Origin of the sequence: Nonomuraea zeae (genome assembly GCF_005889725.1) — a bacterium.
Lineage (GTDB): Bacteria > Actinomycetota > Actinomycetes > Streptosporangiales > Streptosporangiaceae > Nonomuraea > Nonomuraea zeae.
The window spans coordinates 14,490-33,046 of sequence record NZ_VCKX01000002.1 but is presented as its reverse complement, the minus strand read 5'-3'; the positions used below and the strand labels follow the sequence as shown (position 1 = coordinate 33,046).

Annotated in this window: 18 protein-coding genes; 14 read left to right on the top strand and 4 right to left on the bottom strand. The window is 65.7% G+C overall.

What is annotated here, in order from left to right; all coding sequences use genetic code 11:
* Positions 1–369 precede the first annotated feature (369 nt).
* The 9 genes from ETD85_RS00780 (at position 370) to ETD85_RS00745 (ending at position 5,751) form a co-directional block, all read left to right on the top strand.
* Positions 370–777, top strand: coding sequence for a hypothetical protein (locus ETD85_RS00780; RefSeq protein WP_138687606.1), 408 nt, complete (start codon positions 370–372; stop codon positions 775–777).
* Positions 778–791: 14 nt separating this feature from the next.
* Positions 792–1,220 (top strand): hypothetical protein, encoded by a 429-nt coding sequence (locus ETD85_RS00775; RefSeq protein WP_138687605.1) that lies wholly within the window; start codon positions 792–794, stop codon positions 1,218–1,220.
* Positions 1,221–1,239: 19 nt separating this feature from the next.
* Positions 1,240–2,103 carry a hypothetical protein gene (locus ETD85_RS00770; RefSeq protein ID WP_138687604.1) on the top strand — a complete coding sequence of 288 codons (864 nt, stop codon included), beginning with the start codon at positions 1,240–1,242 and terminating at the stop codon, positions 2,101–2,103.
* A 3-nt stretch (positions 2,104–2,106) separates the two neighbouring features.
* Positions 2,107–3,561 carry a transfer protein gene (locus tag ETD85_RS00765; RefSeq protein ID WP_138687603.1) on the top strand — a complete coding sequence of 485 codons (1,455 nt, stop codon included), beginning with the start codon at positions 2,107–2,109 and terminating at the stop codon, positions 3,559–3,561.
* 10 nt (positions 3,562–3,571) lie between these two features.
* Positions 3,572–3,787: a hypothetical protein gene (locus tag ETD85_RS00760; RefSeq protein WP_138687602.1), complete on the top strand. Its 216-nt coding sequence runs from the start codon at positions 3,572–3,574 to the stop codon at positions 3,785–3,787.
* On the top strand, positions 3,762–4,016 hold the full coding sequence (locus tag ETD85_RS00755) for a WhiB family transcriptional regulator (RefSeq protein ID WP_138687601.1): 255 nt from the start codon (positions 3,762–3,764) through the stop codon (positions 4,014–4,016). The genes ETD85_RS00760 and ETD85_RS00755 overlap by 26 nt, the downstream gene beginning before the upstream one ends.
* 242 nt (positions 4,017–4,258) lie before the next feature.
* A complete protein-coding gene (locus ETD85_RS00750; protein ID WP_138687600.1) occupies positions 4,259–4,717 on the top strand; it encodes a MerR family transcriptional regulator in 459 nt (152 codons plus the stop codon).
* Between the two features lie 212 nt (positions 4,718–4,929).
* A complete protein-coding gene (locus tag ETD85_RS62790) occupies positions 4,930–5,073 on the top strand; it encodes a hypothetical protein (protein ID WP_170246439.1) in 144 nt (47 codons plus the stop codon).
* A gap of 183 nt (positions 5,074–5,256) precedes the next feature.
* The gene (locus ETD85_RS00745; RefSeq protein ID WP_138687599.1) at positions 5,257–5,751 is read left to right on the top strand and encodes a hypothetical protein; all 495 of its coding nucleotides are present in this window, start codon (positions 5,257–5,259) and stop codon (positions 5,749–5,751) included.
* Here the strand turns inward: ETD85_RS00745 and ETD85_RS00740 are convergent.
* Positions 5,743–6,903 (bottom strand): beta family protein, encoded by a 1,161-nt coding sequence (locus ETD85_RS00740; RefSeq protein ID WP_138687598.1) that lies wholly within the window; start codon positions 6,901–6,903, stop codon positions 5,743–5,745. The genes ETD85_RS00745 and ETD85_RS00740 overlap by 9 nt on opposite strands.
* 334 nt (positions 6,904–7,237) lie before the next feature.
* On the opposite strand from ETD85_RS00740, the gene ETD85_RS00735 reads away from it, so the two are divergent.
* Both ETD85_RS00735 and ETD85_RS00730 read left to right on the top strand, forming a co-directional pair.
* Entirely contained in the window at positions 7,238–8,239 is a 1,002-nt protein-coding gene (locus tag ETD85_RS00735; protein WP_206058004.1) for an HNH endonuclease, read from the top strand.
* Positions 8,240–8,338: 99 nt separating this feature from the next.
* Entirely contained in the window at positions 8,339–8,872 is a 534-nt protein-coding gene (locus ETD85_RS00730) for a hypothetical protein (RefSeq protein WP_138687596.1), read from the top strand.
* Positions 8,873–8,893: 21 nt separating this feature from the next.
* On the opposite strand, the gene ETD85_RS00725 is transcribed toward ETD85_RS00730, so the two are convergent.
* Complete coding sequence (locus ETD85_RS00725) at positions 8,894–10,039, bottom strand: Fic family protein (protein ID WP_170246438.1); 1,146 nt, start codon at positions 10,037–10,039, stop codon at positions 8,894–8,896.
* Between the two features lie 255 nt (positions 10,040–10,294).
* On the opposite strand from ETD85_RS00725, the gene ETD85_RS00720 reads away from it, so the two are divergent.
* The 3 genes from ETD85_RS00720 (at position 10,295) to ETD85_RS00710 (ending at position 14,771) form a co-directional block, all read left to right on the top strand.
* A complete protein-coding gene (locus ETD85_RS00720) occupies positions 10,295–11,380 on the top strand; it encodes a virulence RhuM family protein (protein WP_138687594.1) in 1,086 nt (361 codons plus the stop codon).
* A 257-nt stretch (positions 11,381–11,637) separates the two neighbouring features.
* Entirely contained in the window at positions 11,638–13,539 is a 1,902-nt protein-coding gene (locus ETD85_RS00715) for a DUF2075 domain-containing protein (RefSeq protein WP_138687593.1), read from the top strand.
* 227 nt (positions 13,540–13,766) lie between these two features.
* Positions 13,767–14,771 (top strand): hypothetical protein, encoded by a 1,005-nt coding sequence (locus ETD85_RS00710; RefSeq protein ID WP_138687592.1) that lies wholly within the window; start codon positions 13,767–13,769, stop codon positions 14,769–14,771.
* A gap of 536 nt (positions 14,772–15,307) precedes the next feature.
* On the opposite strand, the gene ETD85_RS00705 is transcribed toward ETD85_RS00710, so the two are convergent.
* Positions 15,308–16,261 (bottom strand): hypothetical protein, encoded by a 954-nt coding sequence (locus ETD85_RS00705; RefSeq protein WP_138687591.1) that lies wholly within the window; start codon positions 16,259–16,261, stop codon positions 15,308–15,310.
* Complete coding sequence (locus tag ETD85_RS00700; protein ID WP_138687590.1) at positions 16,230–17,765, bottom strand: hypothetical protein; 1,536 nt, start codon at positions 17,763–17,765, stop codon at positions 16,230–16,232. Before ETD85_RS00700 ends, ETD85_RS00705 begins: the two co-directional genes overlap by 32 nt.
* Positions 17,766–18,557: the final 792 nt, after the last annotated feature.

Here is an 18,557-nt window from a genome sequence, read left to right as displayed (position 1 = left end):
GGCTGGGGGCCGCCGCGCTGGTCATGGAAGCCACCCAAGCGCGCCGACGCTAGCGGGCGGTGGAGGCGCTGGTTCCGGCATGGTCGTCCTGACCCCGGTCGCGGAGGCACAACGCGGACTCGAGGCGCCGCTGGGACGCCTCCGCCACCTCCCGGGTGGGAGGACATGCGCCCGCCGCCCGGGGCGGACCGGACGGCCTGGGTCGACAAGACCGAGCGGGTCGATGAGCGGGTGCCGCAGCGGTACGAGCCCAATCCGCCGTCGCCGTCCCCAGTTCTGACTGGGCCACCCGCCGGAGGGCGGCCCGCGCTGGCGGCCGGTTCGCCATCCTCTCCGCCGTCAACCCCGACCCCGACGAACGGAGCCACCATGACCATGCCCAGCCGGGCGACCGCGCAGTACCGCGACGCCGAGCTGACGATCTTCGATGTGACCGACGCCGACGCCGACATGGCCGAGGAGATCCTGGCCGGGGTAGACGATGCCCGCGCCACCGCCCGGTCCTGCGAGCGGCTCTACTCGACCCTCGAGGAGTTGCACGCCAAGGTCGTCGAGCTGAAAGTCCCGGGCGTGCTGGAGCGGCTGGTGGTGCGGCTCATGGAGAAGACCGCCAGTGTGCGAGCCCGAGCCGTCTCGATCTCCGTGCACCTGCCCGCCGCCTCCGAAGCCATCTCGGTCGCCGGCGACAACGCCGCCGCGAGACACCGGCCGCTCGCCGACGTCACCCGCGACATGGGCCACGTCCGACCGGCCGAACGCGAATACCACCTCGACTAACAGCAGGAGGACCCATGTCAGAGCTGGAACCAGCAACCGGGCAGGCCGTCGAGGCCAGCGCCGGCGTGCTGGTGACGGTCGTCACGTACGTCATCGTCATCACCCAGCTGGCCATCGCCGGCGCCCGGCTGCGCTGGGTGGGCGAGAGCGTGCGCGCCACCTACCGCTACGTGGAGGGCTGCGCGCGCAGCACGGACCGTCTGGCCGAGCAGATGGCGTCGCTGACCGTCGACCGGGACACCGTCGGCGAGCACCACCAGGCCGCCACCGTCATGCGGATGGTGCTCGGCTACGCCGAGGCGATGGCGGTCGAAGCCGAAGAACTCGGCTCGCTGTTCACCGAAGCCTCAGCCGCTCACCAGGCCGACTACGGCCCGGTCGCCGATACGGCCCGCGCCATGCCCGTGCCGATGGCCGACGCGAGCTTCTACTCCAACCGCTGATCTGAGAGGGGAGACGACCGTGGCGAAGACGCCGTCGCCTCTGGCGGCCGTGGAAGTAGCGCTCCCGGAGGGCTGGCTCGCGCTGCACCGGGCGCGGCTGCGCGTCGCCGTCGCACAGAGCATGACAGGGCGACTCGCGACCCTCGCTGGGGCCGCCGCAGCGGGCGTCGGCCTGTTCACTGGCGACTACACGGGTGCCTCCTTGCTGGCGGACGCGGCGCTTACCCTGGCCGGGCTGGGCACGCTACGAGTCTGGAAGCCGGAAGGCCACCAGCGGGCGACCGCCAGTGTGCTGTACCTGATGCCGGGCGCCAGCCTGGCGGCCCTGCTGGTCGCCGAGCGGATCGTGCCCGGCATCCACTGGGGTGAGGCCGCGGCCCTTGCCGTGTGGACCGTTGGGACGTGGGTGACGCGGCCCGCCGAGGTCGCCCGCCGCATGCTGGCCCCGCCGCCCTCGTACGCTCTGGCGCCCGTCGAGGAGCCCAAGCCGCAGGTGGTGTGCGACCACCCAGTCGCTGGCTGGTGGGCCCACAACGTGGCCGTCGAGGGCGGTGCCGGGCCCCGCACTGCGCTCAATCACATCGAGCGGACCGGCGAGCAAGCGATGCGGGCGATCATCTGCTCGACCGTGCCCGGCCAGCCTGTACCGGACATCTCGAAGAAGCGCCTATCGGCGCTGATGAATGTGCCCGAGAACGACATCACGATCGGTCCGGTGCCCGGCTGCGGCTCCGCCTACCAGTTCATCACCGTCGGCCAGCCAGACGAGGACCGAACCCCCGCCACCGTGTGGGCCGACAAGATCGCACCCAAGGCCATGCCCGGGACCGTACTGACCAGCGTGCGCAGCGGCCGGCCCCCCGTCCCGGACGAGGAGGACTGACCGATGAGTGCACTCACGCTGGCCAACAGCGACGAGATCGTCGAGCTGATGCTCGAAGCTCCGCCCGGCCAGGTCATCAAGGTCAACCACGATGCGCTCTGCTCAGCGCTCGGAGTGGAAGATGATCCAGGCCGGGTCGTCGTCGAGATCCACGGCCGCCGCGCCATCGTCACCGTCTACCCGGCCAACCCGCTCGCGGTGATGCCGCCGCCCACCGTGGCCGACATGATGATGGACAGGCACGGCCGGATCGTGGTCGGGCGCTACCACAACGGCAGGCCGGCCAGGCGCCGCCTGTTCGATCCGCGCTCCGGGTCTGCCCAGCGAGCTTTCGTGCTGGGCACGACCGGCGCCGGTAAGTCCCGCGTCGTTCAGTACGTCCTGGCCTGCGAGAAGCGCAACCGGATCGTCTCCTGGTACGGGGACCTGAAGAGCGGCCAGAGCGCCCCAGAGGCTGCGGACAACGTCGACTTCTACGCCACGACGCAGGAGGGGGTCGTCCTCATACTGCGGGCGGCCGTCGCCGTCGCCCAGGCGCGACAGCGCCGATACGCGGCGCTGGGGCGCAACGCCTTCCTCCTCGGAGACCCAGACCCGCTGCTCTCCGTACGCATCAGCGAGGCCAACCGGCTGCTGGAGCTGGGCGCACCGTATCGCGACGAAGGCACCTACCTGGTCAAGGAGCTCGGCCGGACGGGACGTTCGGTCGGCGTTGGTATCGAGCTGGAGGCCCAAGCCTCCCACCTGGAAGAACTCGGCGGTTCGGACACGCTGCGCGCCATGCTGAAGGAGGGCGAGGTCGTTCTGCTCAGGTGGTCGTCTCAGATCATGGCCCAACTGGTCGGCGACGGCCTGTTGTCCGCTGCGCAGGAGTTGCCGCTCATCCGCAAGCAGTTCAAGCCTCGTGCGCTGCGCTCCCAGTTCGACCGGCACACCGACGACGATGACGACGTCTGTGACACGCAGGGCACCGCTTACCTCCTGTCCGGCCCGCACCCGACCAGCATGATGCGGCACTGGCGGATCGGCTCCATCGAGCCGCTGCCTGGCCTGGACCCCGAGATTCTGGCCCTATACGGGCCAGGCAAGCCGCCCGAGTTGGAGAAGACCTCCCGGGATGCGGCCGGCCCGGCATGCGCCGCCCGGCACGACCCGGCAGCCATGGCGGCCCTGTGCTCCGCGCTGCAGAACGAGTACGCCGAAAAGACGCAGGCGGGGCGAGGCAGCTCCACGGGCCGCGGCAAAGGCGCAGGGCAGGCGCGACTGCAAGACCGGGTCCTCGCCGCCCTGGCCACCTCAGACCAGCCGCTGACCCCCGAGGAGTGCCTCGACATCGTCAACCAGGACGGCGGCCGCCAGATCAAGACCACCGGTTCCGTACGCAACGAACTCGGCCAGCTTGCCGACAACGGCGACGTCGTCCGCGCGGGCCGCAACCTGTACACCCTCAACCAGTGAGGACACCCTCATGCGAGCCATCGCCCTGATCTTCATCCTGGCCGTCGGCGGCAACGCGCTCACCATCACGCCCGCCCTGGCTGTGCTGCTTGTGGCCGTCGGCGTCTTGCTCGCCGTACTCGCCTGCGCCGTCATTGTCGGCGTCGTCCGCCTGGCCGGCGTCCGGCCGGGTCGCCTGCTCAACCGGAACGGGGGCGGGCATGGCCAGAGCCATTCCGACCGCTGAGGGTCCCGGCGCGCTGGCGTGGCTGAACGATGGGCTGTGTGCGCAAACCGACCCGGAGGCGTTCTTCCCCGAGAAGGGCGGCAGCGCCGCCGCCGCCAAGCAGGTGTGCCGAGGGTGCGATGTCCGAGCGGCATGTCTGGCGTACGCGCTCGAGCACAACGAGCGGTTCGGCGTGTGGGGCGGTCTGTCCGGACGTGAACGCAACCGCCTCGTCGCCCGGCTGCGGTGAAGGGACGTGACATGTGCCGATCCCAGGCCGAAGGTGGCAGACGGTGCGCCGGCCATAGCAGCAGCCGTGCCGCGCAGGCCGCTCGGCAGCGCTTGTGCCGGGCTCGCAAGGCTCTAGAGACCACTAAAGCTGTCGGCGACCAGGATGCACTTGCTGTCGCCAGGCAACGCGTTGACGATGCCAAGCAGGCCGCCACGTCCCTGAAGCAGACCGAGCACGACAGCCCAGCCAGGAGCAGCGCCATGAGCGAGATTCCCACCGAGACCGCCACGTCGGCCGCCGCCAACCTGGGCATCTCCGTCGGCACCCTGTACCGGTGGCTCGCCAACGGCAAGATCCGGGAGCACGGCGTCACCGGCAAGAAGGTTGACGGACGCTGGGTCATCATGCTCATCGAGGACGCCGAACCCGCCACGCACGAGACGGTGGCAGCCCGCATCCGCGAGATCTACCCCACCATCGCCCGCATTGACGCGTGGGGCCGACCAGACTGGTGCAGCCTCACCGATCTGCGCAAACATCTCACGGACTACCCGCGGCAGCTCGTAGACGAGACGCTCGTCCGGATGGAGCGCACCCCAGACGTCAACATCGTCCCCGAGGCCAACCAGAAGACGCTCACCGAGGAGGACTGGGAGGCTGCGGTCTCGCTGGGAGGCCAGCGTAAGCATCTCTTCTGCATCGTCCAGTTCAACGACTAGGACGCAGCCGGCGACGGGGAAGCGACGCCGGGCCCCAACCTCCGAAAGGAAACCGACATGCATACACCGTCCCGGCCGCCCTACGGCCAGAGGACTACCTGCTCGCCGCCGCTGTGCTGCTACTCGGGCCTGATCGTGGTTATCAGCCCGCCGCATTCGGGTGGGTGCTGACCGACGTCGGCTGATGGTCGTAGGTCGTACCGGTCACCACCATGCTGCCTGCGGCCAACTTCGTCTACGAGCTGCTGCTGGTGCGCCGCATCGTCAAGGTGTCGGCGGCCGTGACCGCAGACGACGTCGCACTATTCATCGCCGCCATGGTCATAAACAAGGTGGAGGTGTACCTGGCGTCTTGAACACTCTTGAGCACTCTGTCCGCAGGGACGTACCTGTCATGCCTCGAAAGAGGATCACCATGCCGCCTTTACCCGGGCGGTCCCGACTATGGCGATCAACGGAGGTGTCCCGCCACGATGGGAGGCCACCCTCACCGCACCCGGGGATCGCAACAGTTCCACATCGGATCAGAAGAAGGGGACATGATGCACACTCCGATACCCAGACCCGAGCAGATCGACAACATCGACCCGATCACCTGGCGGGTCATCCCATCCGAGTCGAACCCTGACCGGCATGAGCACGGCGGGTGGGCAATTGCGGCCGGCCACGGCGAAGAATACGACCTCTACATCGAAGTCGCCGACGCTGCGTACCCGCGCGAGGTCGCCGAGTTCATGGTCGCAGCAGTGCAGGCGCACGCGGGCAGGCTACGACTCAGCGCCGTCTTGGAGAACGTGCAGAGTGAACGTAAGCGCCTCCGCGAGAGCAAGGCGGTGACTCCGTACCAACTGGAGACGTTCCGTCTCAGAGCGATGATGGCGAAGGTGGGCCAGCTTGCAGCCGAGTTGGAGCCGCGCGAGTCCGACAAGCAGCATGACGAGATCTACGGGCTCGTCACCCAGGTGGCCGCTCTCGCAGTGACCTGGTTGGAAGACATGCACGCCAACTACGGCATGCCAACCGAGTCACTCTAGCGGGGGCTGTGACTGCATCTCAGCCGCGACGACCGCCAGGTGGTGAGAGATCGAGTACGCCCGCCATTGGCGTGCCTGATCGGCATCGGCGTTGTGGCATGCCAGCATCGCAAAGCACTGGTCGCCCCACGAGAACGCTGGTCCATAGGAACGCCAGTAGCGGGACTCGACCAAGCTCTGGCACATGTCGGTGAAGACGTTGCCTGCCCCAGTCTTTGCTCGCAGTCTGCGACACAGGATCCAGGAGCGGGCGGCCGTGTAGTGAAGACTGGAAGTGGCCCGGGTCTTGGGCGGAGATGAGGCCGGGTTGCTGATGACGTAGTCGCCGTAATAAGCGCCAGGCCATCGCTCCCGGATCTTAGCCCACAGCGGCACCTCCAGCCTGGCCACTACTGTGATCTTTGTCATCGAGGCGTCTCTGACGAACGCTGGCGGTGGGAAGGATCCTGCGGCAACAGTGATCGATTTCCAGGGGTGCGCGTCAAGGTTTGCCATCGGCCAAGAGATCGCAGTGAACGCGTCCGAAATAGCGTCGGGAGCAGCTTCAACGAAGCCCCAGTCGATCACTACGTCAGTGCGTTCCGCAGGTTGGTCTACCACCTGGAGCTGCCCGAAGATCGCCCCCGCGTCCTGCAGATTACCTGCGTACGGCTGGCTGATGCGTAGGCATACGCCCATGTGATGGGTGGCGGCGATGTGCTGCACGGCATCAAGTTCATCGGGGTCATCGTCGATGTGCATCACGGGGCGGAATGGGCAGTCGGCCGCAAGTTTGCGGCCGAGCAGGCGCAGCAACCTCTGGGCAGTGGGTCGACCGAATCGGTCGGCGACGCGGCGCGTGTCGATCGCGATGTTGATAGTCCCCAGTTCCGCGCTCTGGATCCCTCTAGCAAAACGGTCAGCGATTATCTCCAGATCTTCGTATCCGTCTTCTGGCATGACTTCGATGATTGGCTGAAGACAGCCTCGGACTTGTTGAGTGGCGTTTTTCAGTGCCTGGAAGCCGCCGTAACTGCCTTGCAGTATCGGTACATACACCGTCATGGCCGGGTTCTCCGTGCGGTTGGTGAACCTCATGACCGGTGGAGCGGCCTTCCCTCGCCTACCGGCAGGCCGCATGCCCGGTGCCCTGACGGTCCAGTACAGCGACATGCCCGTCAATATCCCCGCAGGTTAGATAGTGCGTGGACCTGAAGCAATGCTGCTGATGCTTTACATCCCGAGGACCAGGAGAAGGCCGGAGAGGCGCTCAGAAATCTGGTCAGAGAACTCGCCTCGACACCCCAAGACAACTTGACGCGTGGTAGACAACCCGGCTTCTCTTCGACCAGCACCAGGACACGATGAAACCCCCGCCCGCCTCGTAACAGGCGAGCGGGGGCTGAGGTCCGCAAGTTGGACGTAGCAGGAGTCGGGACGCAGGCCTCGGTCGTCCGGGCGGCGAAGCCTCCGCAAGATGTCAGCCGTGTGCGCTACGTTCGACGCCGTGACGTTCGCTGACGTGACCGCCTCCGCAGTAATCGCCGCCGTGGCTGAGTTCAAGCGGTTGGGTCGTGAAAAGTTCCTCGAGTCAGCGGGGTTCGGCCCCGCCACGGCCTACTACCTTGAACTGGACGGGGAGCTGTACGACTCCAAGGCCATCTTCGGGTACGCGCACGGAGTGAGTGGAGATCGTGTATGGAGGTCGGACGACTTCTCGGGGGGAGACCAAACCGTCGCCAGGCATCTCCGCGAACTCGGATTCACAGTTCGTTATCTCCGCAACCCGAACTGGACTCGCGATGAAATCGTCCTCGCGTGCGCGGCGGCCGAGGCGAACAAGTGGAAGACGTTAGCCCAAGAGAGCCGGCGAGCGATTAAACTGTCTCAACTGCTGCAGAGTCCGGCGATTCATCCGCTCGAAGGACGTCGTGCGGACTTCCGCAATCCGGCCGGGATCGAGCGCAAGGTGTCGGACATCATCACGTGCCATCCGGACTACAAGGGCAAGCGGACCAACGGCAACCGCCTTGACGGCGAGGTACTGGCAGACTTCCTCGAACGACCAGCCGAGATGCGCGCCCTCGCCGAGACGATAAAGACCACGTTGCTACTCTGGGACGAAAGCGGGGCCGCCCTTCCAGACCCAGACCTTTCGGACGATATGGGCATTGAAGAGGGTGGCGTCCTTCTCAAGATGCACCTGCGACGCGAACGAGACCCGAAGCTGAAGCGAAAGAAGATCGCTGAAGCCAAGAGAGATGGTGTGGCGATCGCATGCGAGGCATGCGGCTTCGACTTCTACCGCACCTATGGCGCAAGAGGGCTGGACTACATCGAATGCCACCATCGAACGCCTCTCAGCGTTACCGGAAAGACCCGAACACGATCTCAAGATCTTGCTCTCATATGCTCCAACTGCCATCGAATGATCCATCGAACGGCGCGATGGCTGACGGTGGCCGACCTACGGACATTGGTCGAAGCCCAACGAGCCACGGAAAGGTGAACAGGAGATCGCCGGCAGCGCAATGTCATGGCGCCTCGTACCGTAACGCCCCCAGCGAGAACGTGACAGCGCCCATCCGGGCGGAAAGGGAAGCACAAGATGCCGCTATCCGAGGGTTGGCGTGATCAGTACGAGCGCATGCTCCGGAGCCACGCTCGGCTCGCCGAGACCGCAGCCCCCTCACCTCTTGATGCCGCCGAGGCGCGCGACCGGCTCTACCACTTCTTCCAAGACGCCTACCATCTCAAGGACTGGCTGAAGAACGACCAGGCCGCAGGCCTCGATGCTGTCACCAACCAGGCCCTGGAACGGCATATCACCGCGACCCCGGCCCTGGCCATGTGCGCGGACCTGTGCAACGGCACCAAACACCTCACCCTCAGAGACGGACGCATCCCTGGCAGTCCTGCCGTTTTCACCAGCCAAGACATCGACGTCGCCTTCACGCCCGATACCTGCCCTGCCGACCCTGCCGTCCCTCTCAGGTTGAGGATGATCCCACGCTCCAGCATCCTGGTCGGCCACACCTGGGTAGCGTCGTCGAACGATCAACGATACGACGTCTTCGTACTGGCCAATGGAGTGGTGGCCGCGTGGAATGACTGGCTGGACAGGCAAGGCATCACACCCTGAACCACGGGAGTCATACTTTCACTACGACACGGAATGAACGTGTCCAGGGTCTTCGGGTGACGGTTCCGGCATACGCCGCTCGCGCATCTCAGCCTTCAGCGGCAAGAAGGCTCTCATTTGATCGACGAACGGGCGAACCTGGCCACGCCCCTTGAGGATGAGACCCAGATCCTCCAAGGTGTTCACGTCGCGGCTCACCGTCCTTCGCGTCTTGCCCGCGTACTCCCGGGCGAGTCGGGGCGTTAGTTCCGGAATCTTGCTGATGTTGGTCCATTCGCCGATGGGGAGGTCCAGCACCAGATGCCGCTGGCGCACACTGGCAGCAGTGTGCCCATCGGGTACTGAATCGTGGACGAAGTTCACCCAGGCCACCAGCAGCTGTTGCGCTTGGATCATCTTGACCTGCTCCCGCAGTTCGTCTGCGAAGCCCTGCAGCGCATAGAACAGAAATCCTGTCGGCCCGTGGAGGATGGTGCTGCTCTCCTCGAGCACCTGGTAGTAGCGGGTTCGTGTCCGCATGTAGAAGTTCGCCGGCAGATGCGCGGCGAGATTGGGCACCCCCGCGTGCAGGAGTAGTTGATACTCCACCAAGCGAGCGGTCCGTCCATTCCCGTCCCAGAACGGGTGGATCCAGGCGATGTAGAGGTGAGCGAGGAATGCCGACAGTATCGCGGCCGGCTGCTGTAATTCAGGGCCGGCGACTTTGGATATCACACGGAGCCACCTGCACAGCTGATCGAGGAGGTCTTCGCAGTCTCCAGGCGGCGCCCCTCGATAATTGCCGACGAGCACGTTCTCGGTTCGGATCTCGCCTGGCTTCACACGCTCGGCGCCCGGCACGTCGCGCATGACGAGTCGGTTGAGCTCCTTGATGCGATCCGTGGTCAGAGCGAGCGACCTGTTGCCGCGAAGATCGGATTCGATGAGGTCGTATGCGTCAACGATGTTGTCGACCTCTTGTCCGAGGTACTCGAGGGATGGCGGCAGGTCCAGTTCCTGTCGTACCCGTCGGAGCACCTCCCCCTCCGAGAGGGTGTTGCCCTCGATGCGGGTCGTCGCGTGGGCGCTCTTGCTCAAGAAGATCTGGTTGAGGTCGTGGGCCAGTTGCGGCTGCAGGGGCGCTCCTGCGATGTGGGCGACCTTGGAGACCACCTCTCCCAGGAGCATCCACGTACGGTAGTCGAGCTGCTCCCGAGGGTCGAAGTCGAACGCTATCCAAGGGTGGGACCGCACGGTATGTCTCGTCATGTGTCCAATCCTACTTGACGTATATCAGCAGGTAAAAGGCACTCTTAGTGATCGTTACCTGTTGTTATGACTCAGTCAATGTCCACACCTGTGTCCAGCTTGGTGTCTAATGGATCGGTAACGGAGGCGGTAGGTAAGTCGAGATCAGTTTCATGTGAGACAAGGAGAGGCCTCATGGCCGATGCTCCAGGGGAGCTCATCCTCTACACGACGGAGGACGGACGCAGTCAGGTCCAGATGCGTGCAGTGGAGGGCACGGTATGGCTGTCACAGAGTGAGATGGCGGAGCTCTTCAGCGTCACGCCGCAGAACATCGGGCAGCACATCCACAACATCTACGAGGACGGCGAACTGGCGGAGGACGCAACTGGAAAGGATTTCTTTCTAGTTCGGCAGGAGGGCGACCGTCTGGTCCGTCGCACCGTCGGCTGCTACAACCTCGAGGTCATCCTTGCCGTCGGATACCGCGTGCGTTCTCCCAGGGGTACGCAGTTTCGGCAGTGGGCCACCACGACGCTGCGCGAGTACCTCGTCAAGGGATTCGTGATGGACGACGAGCGGCTCAAGGACCCCAAGGGGGTCGACTACTTCGACGAGCTGCTCGCGCGCATCAGGGACATCCGCGCCTCGGAGAAGCGCTTCTACCTCAAGGTGCGCGACATCTTCAGCACCAGCGTGGACTACGACTCGAAGTCGCCCGTCGCCAGCACGTTCTTCGCGACCATCCAGAACAAGCTGGTGTACGCGGTCACTGGCCACACTGCGGCCGAGCTGATCGTGGCCAGGGCCGACCCCGACAAGCCCAACATGGGCCTCTCGTGCTGGAAGGGCGAGAAGGTGCGCAAGGCGGACGTCAGCGTCTCCAAGAACTACCTCGACCACGACGAGATGGAGATGCTCAACATCCTGACGACGCAGTTCCTCGACTACGCGGAACTGCAGGCCCGCAGGCGCAAGACCATGACCATGGCGGAGTGGGCCAGCCAGACGGACCGCTTCATCGAGATGAACGACTTCGAGGTCCTGAACGGGGCCGGCAAGGTGTCCCACGAGGCCATGCTCGCCAGCACCGGCCAGATGTTCGCCGTGTTCGACGCCCGTCGTAAGGAGATCGCCGCCGCGCTCGCGGAAGCGGAACACGAGGCGGAGACCTCGCGCCTGCTGCGGGAAGCCGTCGCGACCGGCATCTCGGTGGACGACTTGAAGGCCATCGAGCAGGACGTCCGGTCGTTGCGGGACCAGTCCAAGCAGCAGCCCTGACGGTCCATCCGTTCCTGAGGTCGGAGGGGGCTTTCAGGAGCTGAATGGCGTACGGCCAGAGACAAGCGATCCGCTCCTTCGCGCGCAGGAGGAGCGGATCACTCGGTTCAGCAGCAGCCTGAGAAGATCGGAATTGCCGACTGTGCCCCGCACAGGCTGTCAGTGATCGCCGCTAAAGTGCGGCTCGCACCACCCTTCGTCCCCCCGCTCGCGTATGCCGACCGCGCTGGCCGGCGTCGTCTCGAAGGAGCGCTCTCGTGGCGTTGCAGTGCCTGTACCAGAACAGTGCCAGCGAACTCGCCGCCGCCCTCGCCGATGGAGGCTTCCCCGGTGAGCTCGCCAGGCGGTTCGAGGAGGTCCTGTGGCAGGAGCCGGGTGCCCCTGAGGTGCGCTCCTGGGCCGGCAGCATCCCCACGGTGGTGCAGCTTCTGCTGGAAGCGGGGCTCGGGGACGTGCAGGTGCTGCTGGAGCTGAAAGCTCCGATCACCGACGTGCGCATGGACATGGTGCTCGTCGGCGCGCACCCGAAGGACGAACGACGCATGTCGATCGTGGTGGTGGAGAACAAGCAGTGGTCCTGGGTGCAGCCCGACGGCGACATGGTCCGCATCAGCAGGGACGGCAAGCCGCAGCTGCACCCCGCGACGCAGGTCTGGGGCTACCGCCAGGTGCTCACCAGCTACGTGCCCTTGCTGCGCGACGCGACCATCAGCGGGATCGTGAACCTGCACAACGCCGAAGGCCGCTACGTCGAGACGATCAAGCCTCGTGCGCAGGGACTTGGCGACGAGATCGCGGGGTGGGTCACCCTGTTCGGCGGCGATCAGCGAGACGCGTTCAAGGAGACGCTGCTGCGACTGCTGTCGCCGAAGAAGGCGGCCGAGCACGCCCAGTTCCTGCTGGAGGCCCCGGTGACTTCGACCGAGGGGTTGATGACCAGGGTCGCCGACGCCGCGCACGGGCGACAGGTCTTCCCTCTGCTGGACGAGCAGCGGGAGGCCTACGACTACGTCAGGCGTCTGGTGGCCACGAGCAGGCGCGGCACCCGCAAGGAGGTCGTGCTCATCGTGGGCGGACCGGGAACCGGCAAGAGCGTGATCGCGGTCGAGTTGCTCGGCGCGTTCAACCGGCAGGGCGTGCGGGCCTTCCACGCCACCGGAAGCCGGTCCTTCACCCAGACGCTGTGGAGGTACGCCGGGCTGGCCGGCGATGAGCGCGGAGGCTTCACCTACTTCAACACCTTCGCCGACGCCACCCCCAACGACATCGACGTGCTCATCGCGGACGAGGCGCACCGTGTCCGCGAGACCTCCCGCAACCGCCGCGGCGACGACGACCTCCGCGAGCCGCCCCTTCAGGTGGACGAACTGATCGACGCCGCCCAAGTGCCGGTGTTCCTGCTCGACGAGCACCAGATCGTCCGCCGAGGGGAGGTGGGATCGGTCGAGATGATTCGCGACGCGGCCGAACGCCTCGGCTGCGACGTCCACCAGATCAACCTGCGGCACCAGTTCCGCTGCGGCGGGTCCCCGGCCTACGTCGACTGGGTCGGACGGCTGTTCGGGCTGCGCCCCGGCCAGGACCTGCCGGTCTGGCGGCCGGTCGAGGGATACGAGCTCTACGTCGCCCCGACACCCGCCGCCATGGAGGTCTTCCTCAACGAGCAGATGCGCAACAAGCACAAGGCCCGCATCGCGGCGGGCTTCTGCTGGCCCTGGAATCCGCCGAAGGACGACGGCGCCCTGCCGCTGGACGTCGAGATCGAGGAATGGCGGCGCCCATGGAACCTGCAGGCCAAGAAGCACCTGGGGCGCATTCCGCCCTGGCCCCTGTGGGCCACGGACCCGGGCGGGTACGGGCAGATCGGCTGCGTCTACAGCGCCCAGGGCTTCGAATACGACTACGCCGGCGTCATCGTCGGCCCTGACCTCGTCTGGCGGACGGACAGGTGGGTGGCCGAGCGGGTCCGTAACCAGGACGACGACCAGCGCGGCGCACGCAACTTCGACATGGTGGCCCGCAACACCTACCGGGTGCTGGCCACCCGCGGCATGCGCGGCACGGTGCTGTACGCCGTCGACCGGCCCACCAACCTGTGGTTGGCCAGCCTGAAGATCCCCTTGCTCGGCCTCGACGGCGTACCCATGACCAGCCCGTGAGGCGGGCCGGACACCGGAGCCTCAACAGGGGGCGGAAAAGCCCGCGAAATTGTCGGCGGCAGGTGGTACACCTTCCCTATGAGGCTGATCACTCCCTAGGAGTGCCCGCTGTCACTTCTGGCTTTCCCCCGGTCTGTATGGCCGGCAGGGCTCATGGAGCGCAGCCCCGCCCCGTCTAGCGCCCGCCCGCCACGGGCAACGCCGTTCACCCCCAAGGAGCGTGATTCATGCTCGTGATGTTGCAGCCAGCCTCTCTGAAGACCTCTTCGGTCGCCCGCCACTACGAGGACACCATCCACAATCACGTCGACCTCGCGGCGCACGCCGACCTGCTCAACGGTGGCGACCTGGCCCTTCTGCTGCGGCTCTACCCCTCCGGCGCCGCGCCGTTGTGGGGCGTCACCCCCGGCACCAACAACGTCAACGTCGGCAGGATCAGGAAGCTGCGCCGCGGCGACTACGTGTTCTTCTACGGCGACCACCACTTGTACTTGGGCGGGCTGGTCACCCACACCTTCCACAACGAGGCTCTCGCGGAGCGGCTGTGGGGCCGTGACCACAAGGAGCAGACGTGGGAGTACATGTATGCCCTGGACGAGGTGCGCGGCTGCCAGATTCCCATCGCCGAGGTGCGGGAGGCCCTGCCCACCGTGACCAGCCCGCGATGGTTCGTGCAGAACCCCACCGTGGTCGACGGCATCGGCGCCGACAACCTGATCAACCTCGCGCAGCTCGACATCAGCGCCGCGCCGCCCATCGGATCGGGCGAGCCGCCCACTGACGACGCGGTGGACATCCCGTCCTTCACCGGCGAACTCGAGCGTGAGGCCCTGCGCGCCGCGCGCGGGGAGCAGGAACGCCTCAAGCGGCACCTGCTGCCGGGCCAGACCGGCGTCTGCGCGCTGTGCGGCCGGACCCTTGACCGCGGGCTGCTGGTGGCCGCGCACATCAAGAAGCGCATGCACTGCTCCGACGACGAGCGCCGCGACCTGGCCAACGTCGCCATGCTCAACTGCATCCTCGGCTGTGACGCCCTCTACGAGAACGGCTACATCAGCGTCGGCACCGGCGGCGAGATCCTCACCAGCGGTGCCGCTGTCACCGGCCCCGGCGTGACCGAACACGTCAACATGTTCCTCAAGGGCCGCACCACGTCCTGGTGGACGCAGGAGCGTGAGAAGTACTTCGCTTGGCATCGCACCCGCACGTTCAAAGCCGACATCCCGTCGTAGATCGCATACTCGGCGAGCGGTCGCCGGCACCGCACTGCTCAGGTGTCGGAGCCGGCGACGTTGAGACCGCTAAGACGAGCGTGGGATGGCAGCAGCTACGAGCTGGTTCCATCTAGTAGCAGTTGGCCATGTTCGAGGGCCCAGTCGACCGCGGATTTGGAGCAGATCAGCCGCCTTTCCTTCGGCACAGGCAAGGGGCGCCTCCAGGTAACTGGGATCGGCCTCGAGGGCGTAGACCGCAGCGAAGACACGCTCCCGCTCAGGGTGCATCAAGTGCTCGCGCAAGCGCTGGGTTACACCCCCATCTCGGTATGCCTTGCCGAGCCAGCGTAGGTGGTCCGAAGCGTCGACGACCAAATACAAGGCCGTGAGAACGTCGGCGAGCCTCTCCAGGGTGGCTCGCCGGGACTTGACGCTGAGGTCCATAGGTTGTGGTAAACCGGCCTGAGCCAGCGGGCCCAGTGCGGCACGGGCACACACGAGGGAGTGGCCGGTGATGACGGGGCCCGCGATCGGCTCGGGGCAGCAGTCCGCCTTCACAGGTCCATCACCGCGAACGCCGCCTCACCCAGTGGTCCAGCCAGGTTTTCGGCGGCCTTCCGGATGTCCTTGATGTTCTTCGCGTGAATCATCTGGACTTCCGCAGGCTCAATGCTGGCTCCCGAAAGGATACGAGCGTTCACGGCATCCTCGATCAGCGTCTTGAGTGCGTTGGCCTGCTCGGCGGCGGCGTCGACGGCGACCTGAACTGCGCGTACTTGATTGATCAGGTCGGCTCGCAGGCGCGTCATCCGAGTGTGCTGGCTCTCGTACTGGTCGCGAGTGTAGGTGTCAGGTTCCAGGTCTTGCTCATCCCGACTGTTGTCGTCCTCGTCCGGTTGCTGGGCCGGGTCGTGGGAGCCCTTCTCGGGGCTGACGGGGAGCTTGGGAAAGAGGCTGTCGAACCATGTCTTGTCAGCCAGGACGCGGGGCTGAGGATGCCCCTGGGCATCAGGGGCGAGGAAGGTGCCAGAAGCCTCGCCGAGGACGCCGTCGACGTTGTCGGGCGCCTGGAGGATTGAACGAGCGAAGGAGAGCAGCAGCGCGGGGGTGACGTCCGGATGATCGGGCTTGTCGAAGGCACGGGTGAGCGCGGCGAGGGCGTTGCGGGGCGCGCGTCGCACGCCCTTGCGATTCTCGGCGACCTCGGATCCCTGTCCGGGGGTGATGAACTTCTCCGGAGCGTTGACCATTCCTGCGAGCAGGTGCTGACGCACCAGGATCACCCATGCGCGTTTGTCTCCCGCCTCGCAGTCGTTCAGCAGGGCGCGGAGACTGCGCCGGTCGAGACGCACTCCCTCCTGAACGTCGTTGCCATCGAATACGGCTCTCGCAGCTTGGAGATTGCCGGGATGGACGAACTGCTGACCCACGGCCGCCGCCCAGACCTCGGTGCGCCGTCGAACCTTTTGCCCGTCATTACCGTTGCCGACACTCCAGGGAGCTTCCATAAGTGCGTTTCTGACGATGGGCCAAGCGGCCCGTGCGACGATGCGCCCCAGGGCTTTGGTCAGCGGCCCTCGGGGGCACCTGTGGAAACATCAGCGCAGTGATGCACTGCACCGCCACGTCTCGCAACGCGTGGGTGGTCACCGGCTCCGTGGCGGGAAGGAGCGCATCGAGGGGCTCAAGTGGGCCTGATCCCAGGAGCGCGTCGGCGATGGCGACGGTGTCGAGCACTGCGTCGGGGTCTGAGCCGTTCTGAGCGACCTGATCGAGAAGCAGGTCGCCGAGCAAACCCGCGTCTTGATACCCCTTGACCACGCTGGACCACAGTGCCAGGCTGCGTTCCTCATCGACGAACGCCAGTTGTCCACGCAGATGATCGTGCACGTTGAGTTCGCGCAGAGACGCCTCAAGGTGTTCGGGTTCGGCCGCTCCGACCACCACCCGCACCGGGACCTGTGCGACGTGCTTGGCGCGCTCCGCCTGCCCGTCCTGGTCCCGGTCTGGCTCCGCGTACTCGGTGTTCAGTTTGGCGCTCAGGCGTCGCAGGATCTCCGCGTGTCCCCGCAGGAGTAGCCGTGGCTCTTCCTCCTCGTCTTCTAGGCGCAGGAGGGGCTGAGGGACGCCCGTGATCATGTGGTGGGATTCCAAGCCGAAGATCGTGAGAATGCTGTCTGCGCGGTTGTTGCCCGTGACTCGTACCGGGCGCCAGGCCTCCACAGGAGTACCGTCCAGGTCGGTCATCCGGATCAGTTGCAGCACGACGGTCGCGCGGTCCCGCTGTCCCTCCTGGACGAGCGATTCCTCCAGGTCATACGGGCGCAATCGCCCACGGGCCCGGAGCTGTTTGATGGCGTACCGCTGCACGGAGGCAGCGATCTCAACCGGCAGAGGCGCGGTTGCCAAGGCGGTAGTGGAGCGACCGGCCTCGTAGTGTGTCTCGATCCTGGGAAGAGGACGCCGCTCGTTGAGCATCGCCTCGGCACTCTTGTGGTCTGCTGTCGCGCGCTCGTGCGCTTGCTGGGCGGCGGCTAACGCGGCCTGGGCAGCGTCCTTCTCCACCGCTGATGCCGTGGTCACCGTTTTTCGAGTCGCGTCTCTGGCGCGCTCCAAGGCTACGGTCGCCCGCGCAAGACTAATCTCCGCCGCAACCAGCTTCTCCTGGCTCTCCATGGCTTCCGGTGTGGGCCGCACCCAACTAGTCCGGGTGCGGTCGTTCAACCACCAGGGAATAGAGCCGGCACCGTGGAACTCGAGGTTGAGAACGAGCATGGCCTGCGGAGTTCCCCGGCCTTCGACGTGATAGGCGGACGGCCGCAGGACACGCTTTCCAGAGCGAGGGAGTTCTACCACGCGCTTTGCCTCGCCAGAGCCGAGCGCTGGAGCCAGTCCGTGCTTGACTGCGGCTTCCGGCAATGGCACGAGGCCTTCGGCGGCGCAAGTGTCCGCGATCGCCTCATAAAGCTTGTCCGACCAATCGGCGTTGGTCGGGTAGGGATATGGGCCCAAGGGGCCCGGAGGATGAGGTGCCATGGCGCACCAGCTTTCCCCCAGCGTCATGCCGGGTGCGGTACCAACGTGCTCAGCTTGAGTGAGGCACGGCACGTACCCGGAACCACGCCGCCCTGCTCCGAAGGGCAGGCGAGTAGGGCCGCCGACACCCCGAGTAACCCCTGTGGGCTGCTAGTGGCGCGACCGTCTGCCAGTGGAACCGTCTGTCAGACATTCGCCTCGCGATCATCGTCCTCCATAGAGAACATCGCGAGCTGAAGTGTCTTAAATCCCTCCGCCGTCGGCGGCATGGGGGCAAGACGACCATCCTGGGCCACAGACGTGCTCTCCTACGATCCGAGATCGTCTACTCAATGTCAACAATCTGCTCTGTTCTGTAATCATGCAGATGTGCCTTTGGTGCGGTGCCAGCGCGCCGCCTGGTGTGTGTCGAAGATCTAGAAGATGTTCCTGGGTGCGTACCGCTTCAGCTTCCTGGGGAAGCTACTCCAGGCGTGCACGATGATCGCCCTGAGGGCTATCGAGTTCCTGCAGGGCGGTGTTTGCGGGTCGACAGCCGCCTCATCGCTCACTCTGCCATCTTGCACCAGGCATCGCTGTTCGCGCCCAGATGCGGCGGAACTGCGAACGCGTCGTAGAGGTTCGCGGCGAGCGGCAATGCATGCCAAAGGTCTTTTGCCTAAAGTGGATAAACACCTACATCAGCTCACGGCTCAACCCCGAAGTCGTCGCTCACCACGCTAACGAACCTCGATGGCAACATCGGCGACCCGCTCGGCCTCGACGTCT

What these genes read in the sequence shown, in the direction of transcription:
- ETD85_RS00760 (WP_138687602.1), top strand. Translation starts at nt 3,572, where the DNA reads ATGCGAGCCATCGCCCTGATCTTCATCCTGGCCGTCGGCGGCAACGCG.
- ETD85_RS00720 (WP_138687594.1), top strand. Translation starts at nt 10,295, where the DNA reads ATGGCCGATGCTCCAGGGGAGCTCATCCTCTACACGACGGAGGACGGA.
- ETD85_RS00745 (WP_138687599.1), top strand. Translation starts at nt 5,257, where the DNA reads ATGATGCACACTCCGATACCCAGACCCGAGCAGATCGACAACATCGAC.
- ETD85_RS00730 (WP_138687596.1), top strand. Translation starts at nt 8,339, where the DNA reads ATGCCGCTATCCGAGGGTTGGCGTGATCAGTACGAGCGCATGCTCCGG.
- ETD85_RS00780 (WP_138687606.1), top strand. Translation starts at nt 370, where the DNA reads ATGACCATGCCCAGCCGGGCGACCGCGCAGTACCGCGACGCCGAGCTG.
- ETD85_RS62790 (WP_170246439.1), top strand. Translation starts at nt 4,930, where the DNA reads ATGCTGCCTGCGGCCAACTTCGTCTACGAGCTGCTGCTGGTGCGCCGC.
- ETD85_RS00765 (WP_138687603.1), top strand. Translation starts at nt 2,107, where the DNA reads ATGAGTGCACTCACGCTGGCCAACAGCGACGAGATCGTCGAGCTGATG.
- ETD85_RS00710 (WP_138687592.1), top strand. Translation starts at nt 13,767, where the DNA reads ATGCTCGTGATGTTGCAGCCAGCCTCTCTGAAGACCTCTTCGGTCGCC.
- ETD85_RS00775 (WP_138687605.1), top strand. Translation starts at nt 792, where the DNA reads ATGTCAGAGCTGGAACCAGCAACCGGGCAGGCCGTCGAGGCCAGCGCC.
- ETD85_RS00755 (WP_138687601.1), top strand. Translation starts at nt 3,762, where the DNA reads ATGGCCAGAGCCATTCCGACCGCTGAGGGTCCCGGCGCGCTGGCGTGG.
- ETD85_RS00750 (WP_138687600.1), top strand. Translation starts at nt 4,259, where the DNA reads ATGAGCGAGATTCCCACCGAGACCGCCACGTCGGCCGCCGCCAACCTG.
- ETD85_RS00705 (WP_138687591.1), bottom strand. Translation starts at nt 16,261, where the DNA reads ATGGAAGCTCCCTGGAGTGTCGGCAACGGTAATGACGGGCAAAAGGTT.
- ETD85_RS00725 (WP_170246438.1), bottom strand. Translation starts at nt 10,039, where the DNA reads ATGCTCCTGGGAGAGGTGGTCTCCAAGGTCGCCCACATCGCAGGAGCG.
- ETD85_RS00740 (WP_138687598.1), bottom strand. Translation starts at nt 6,903, where the DNA reads ATGTCGCTGTACTGGACCGTCAGGGCACCGGGCATGCGGCCTGCCGGT.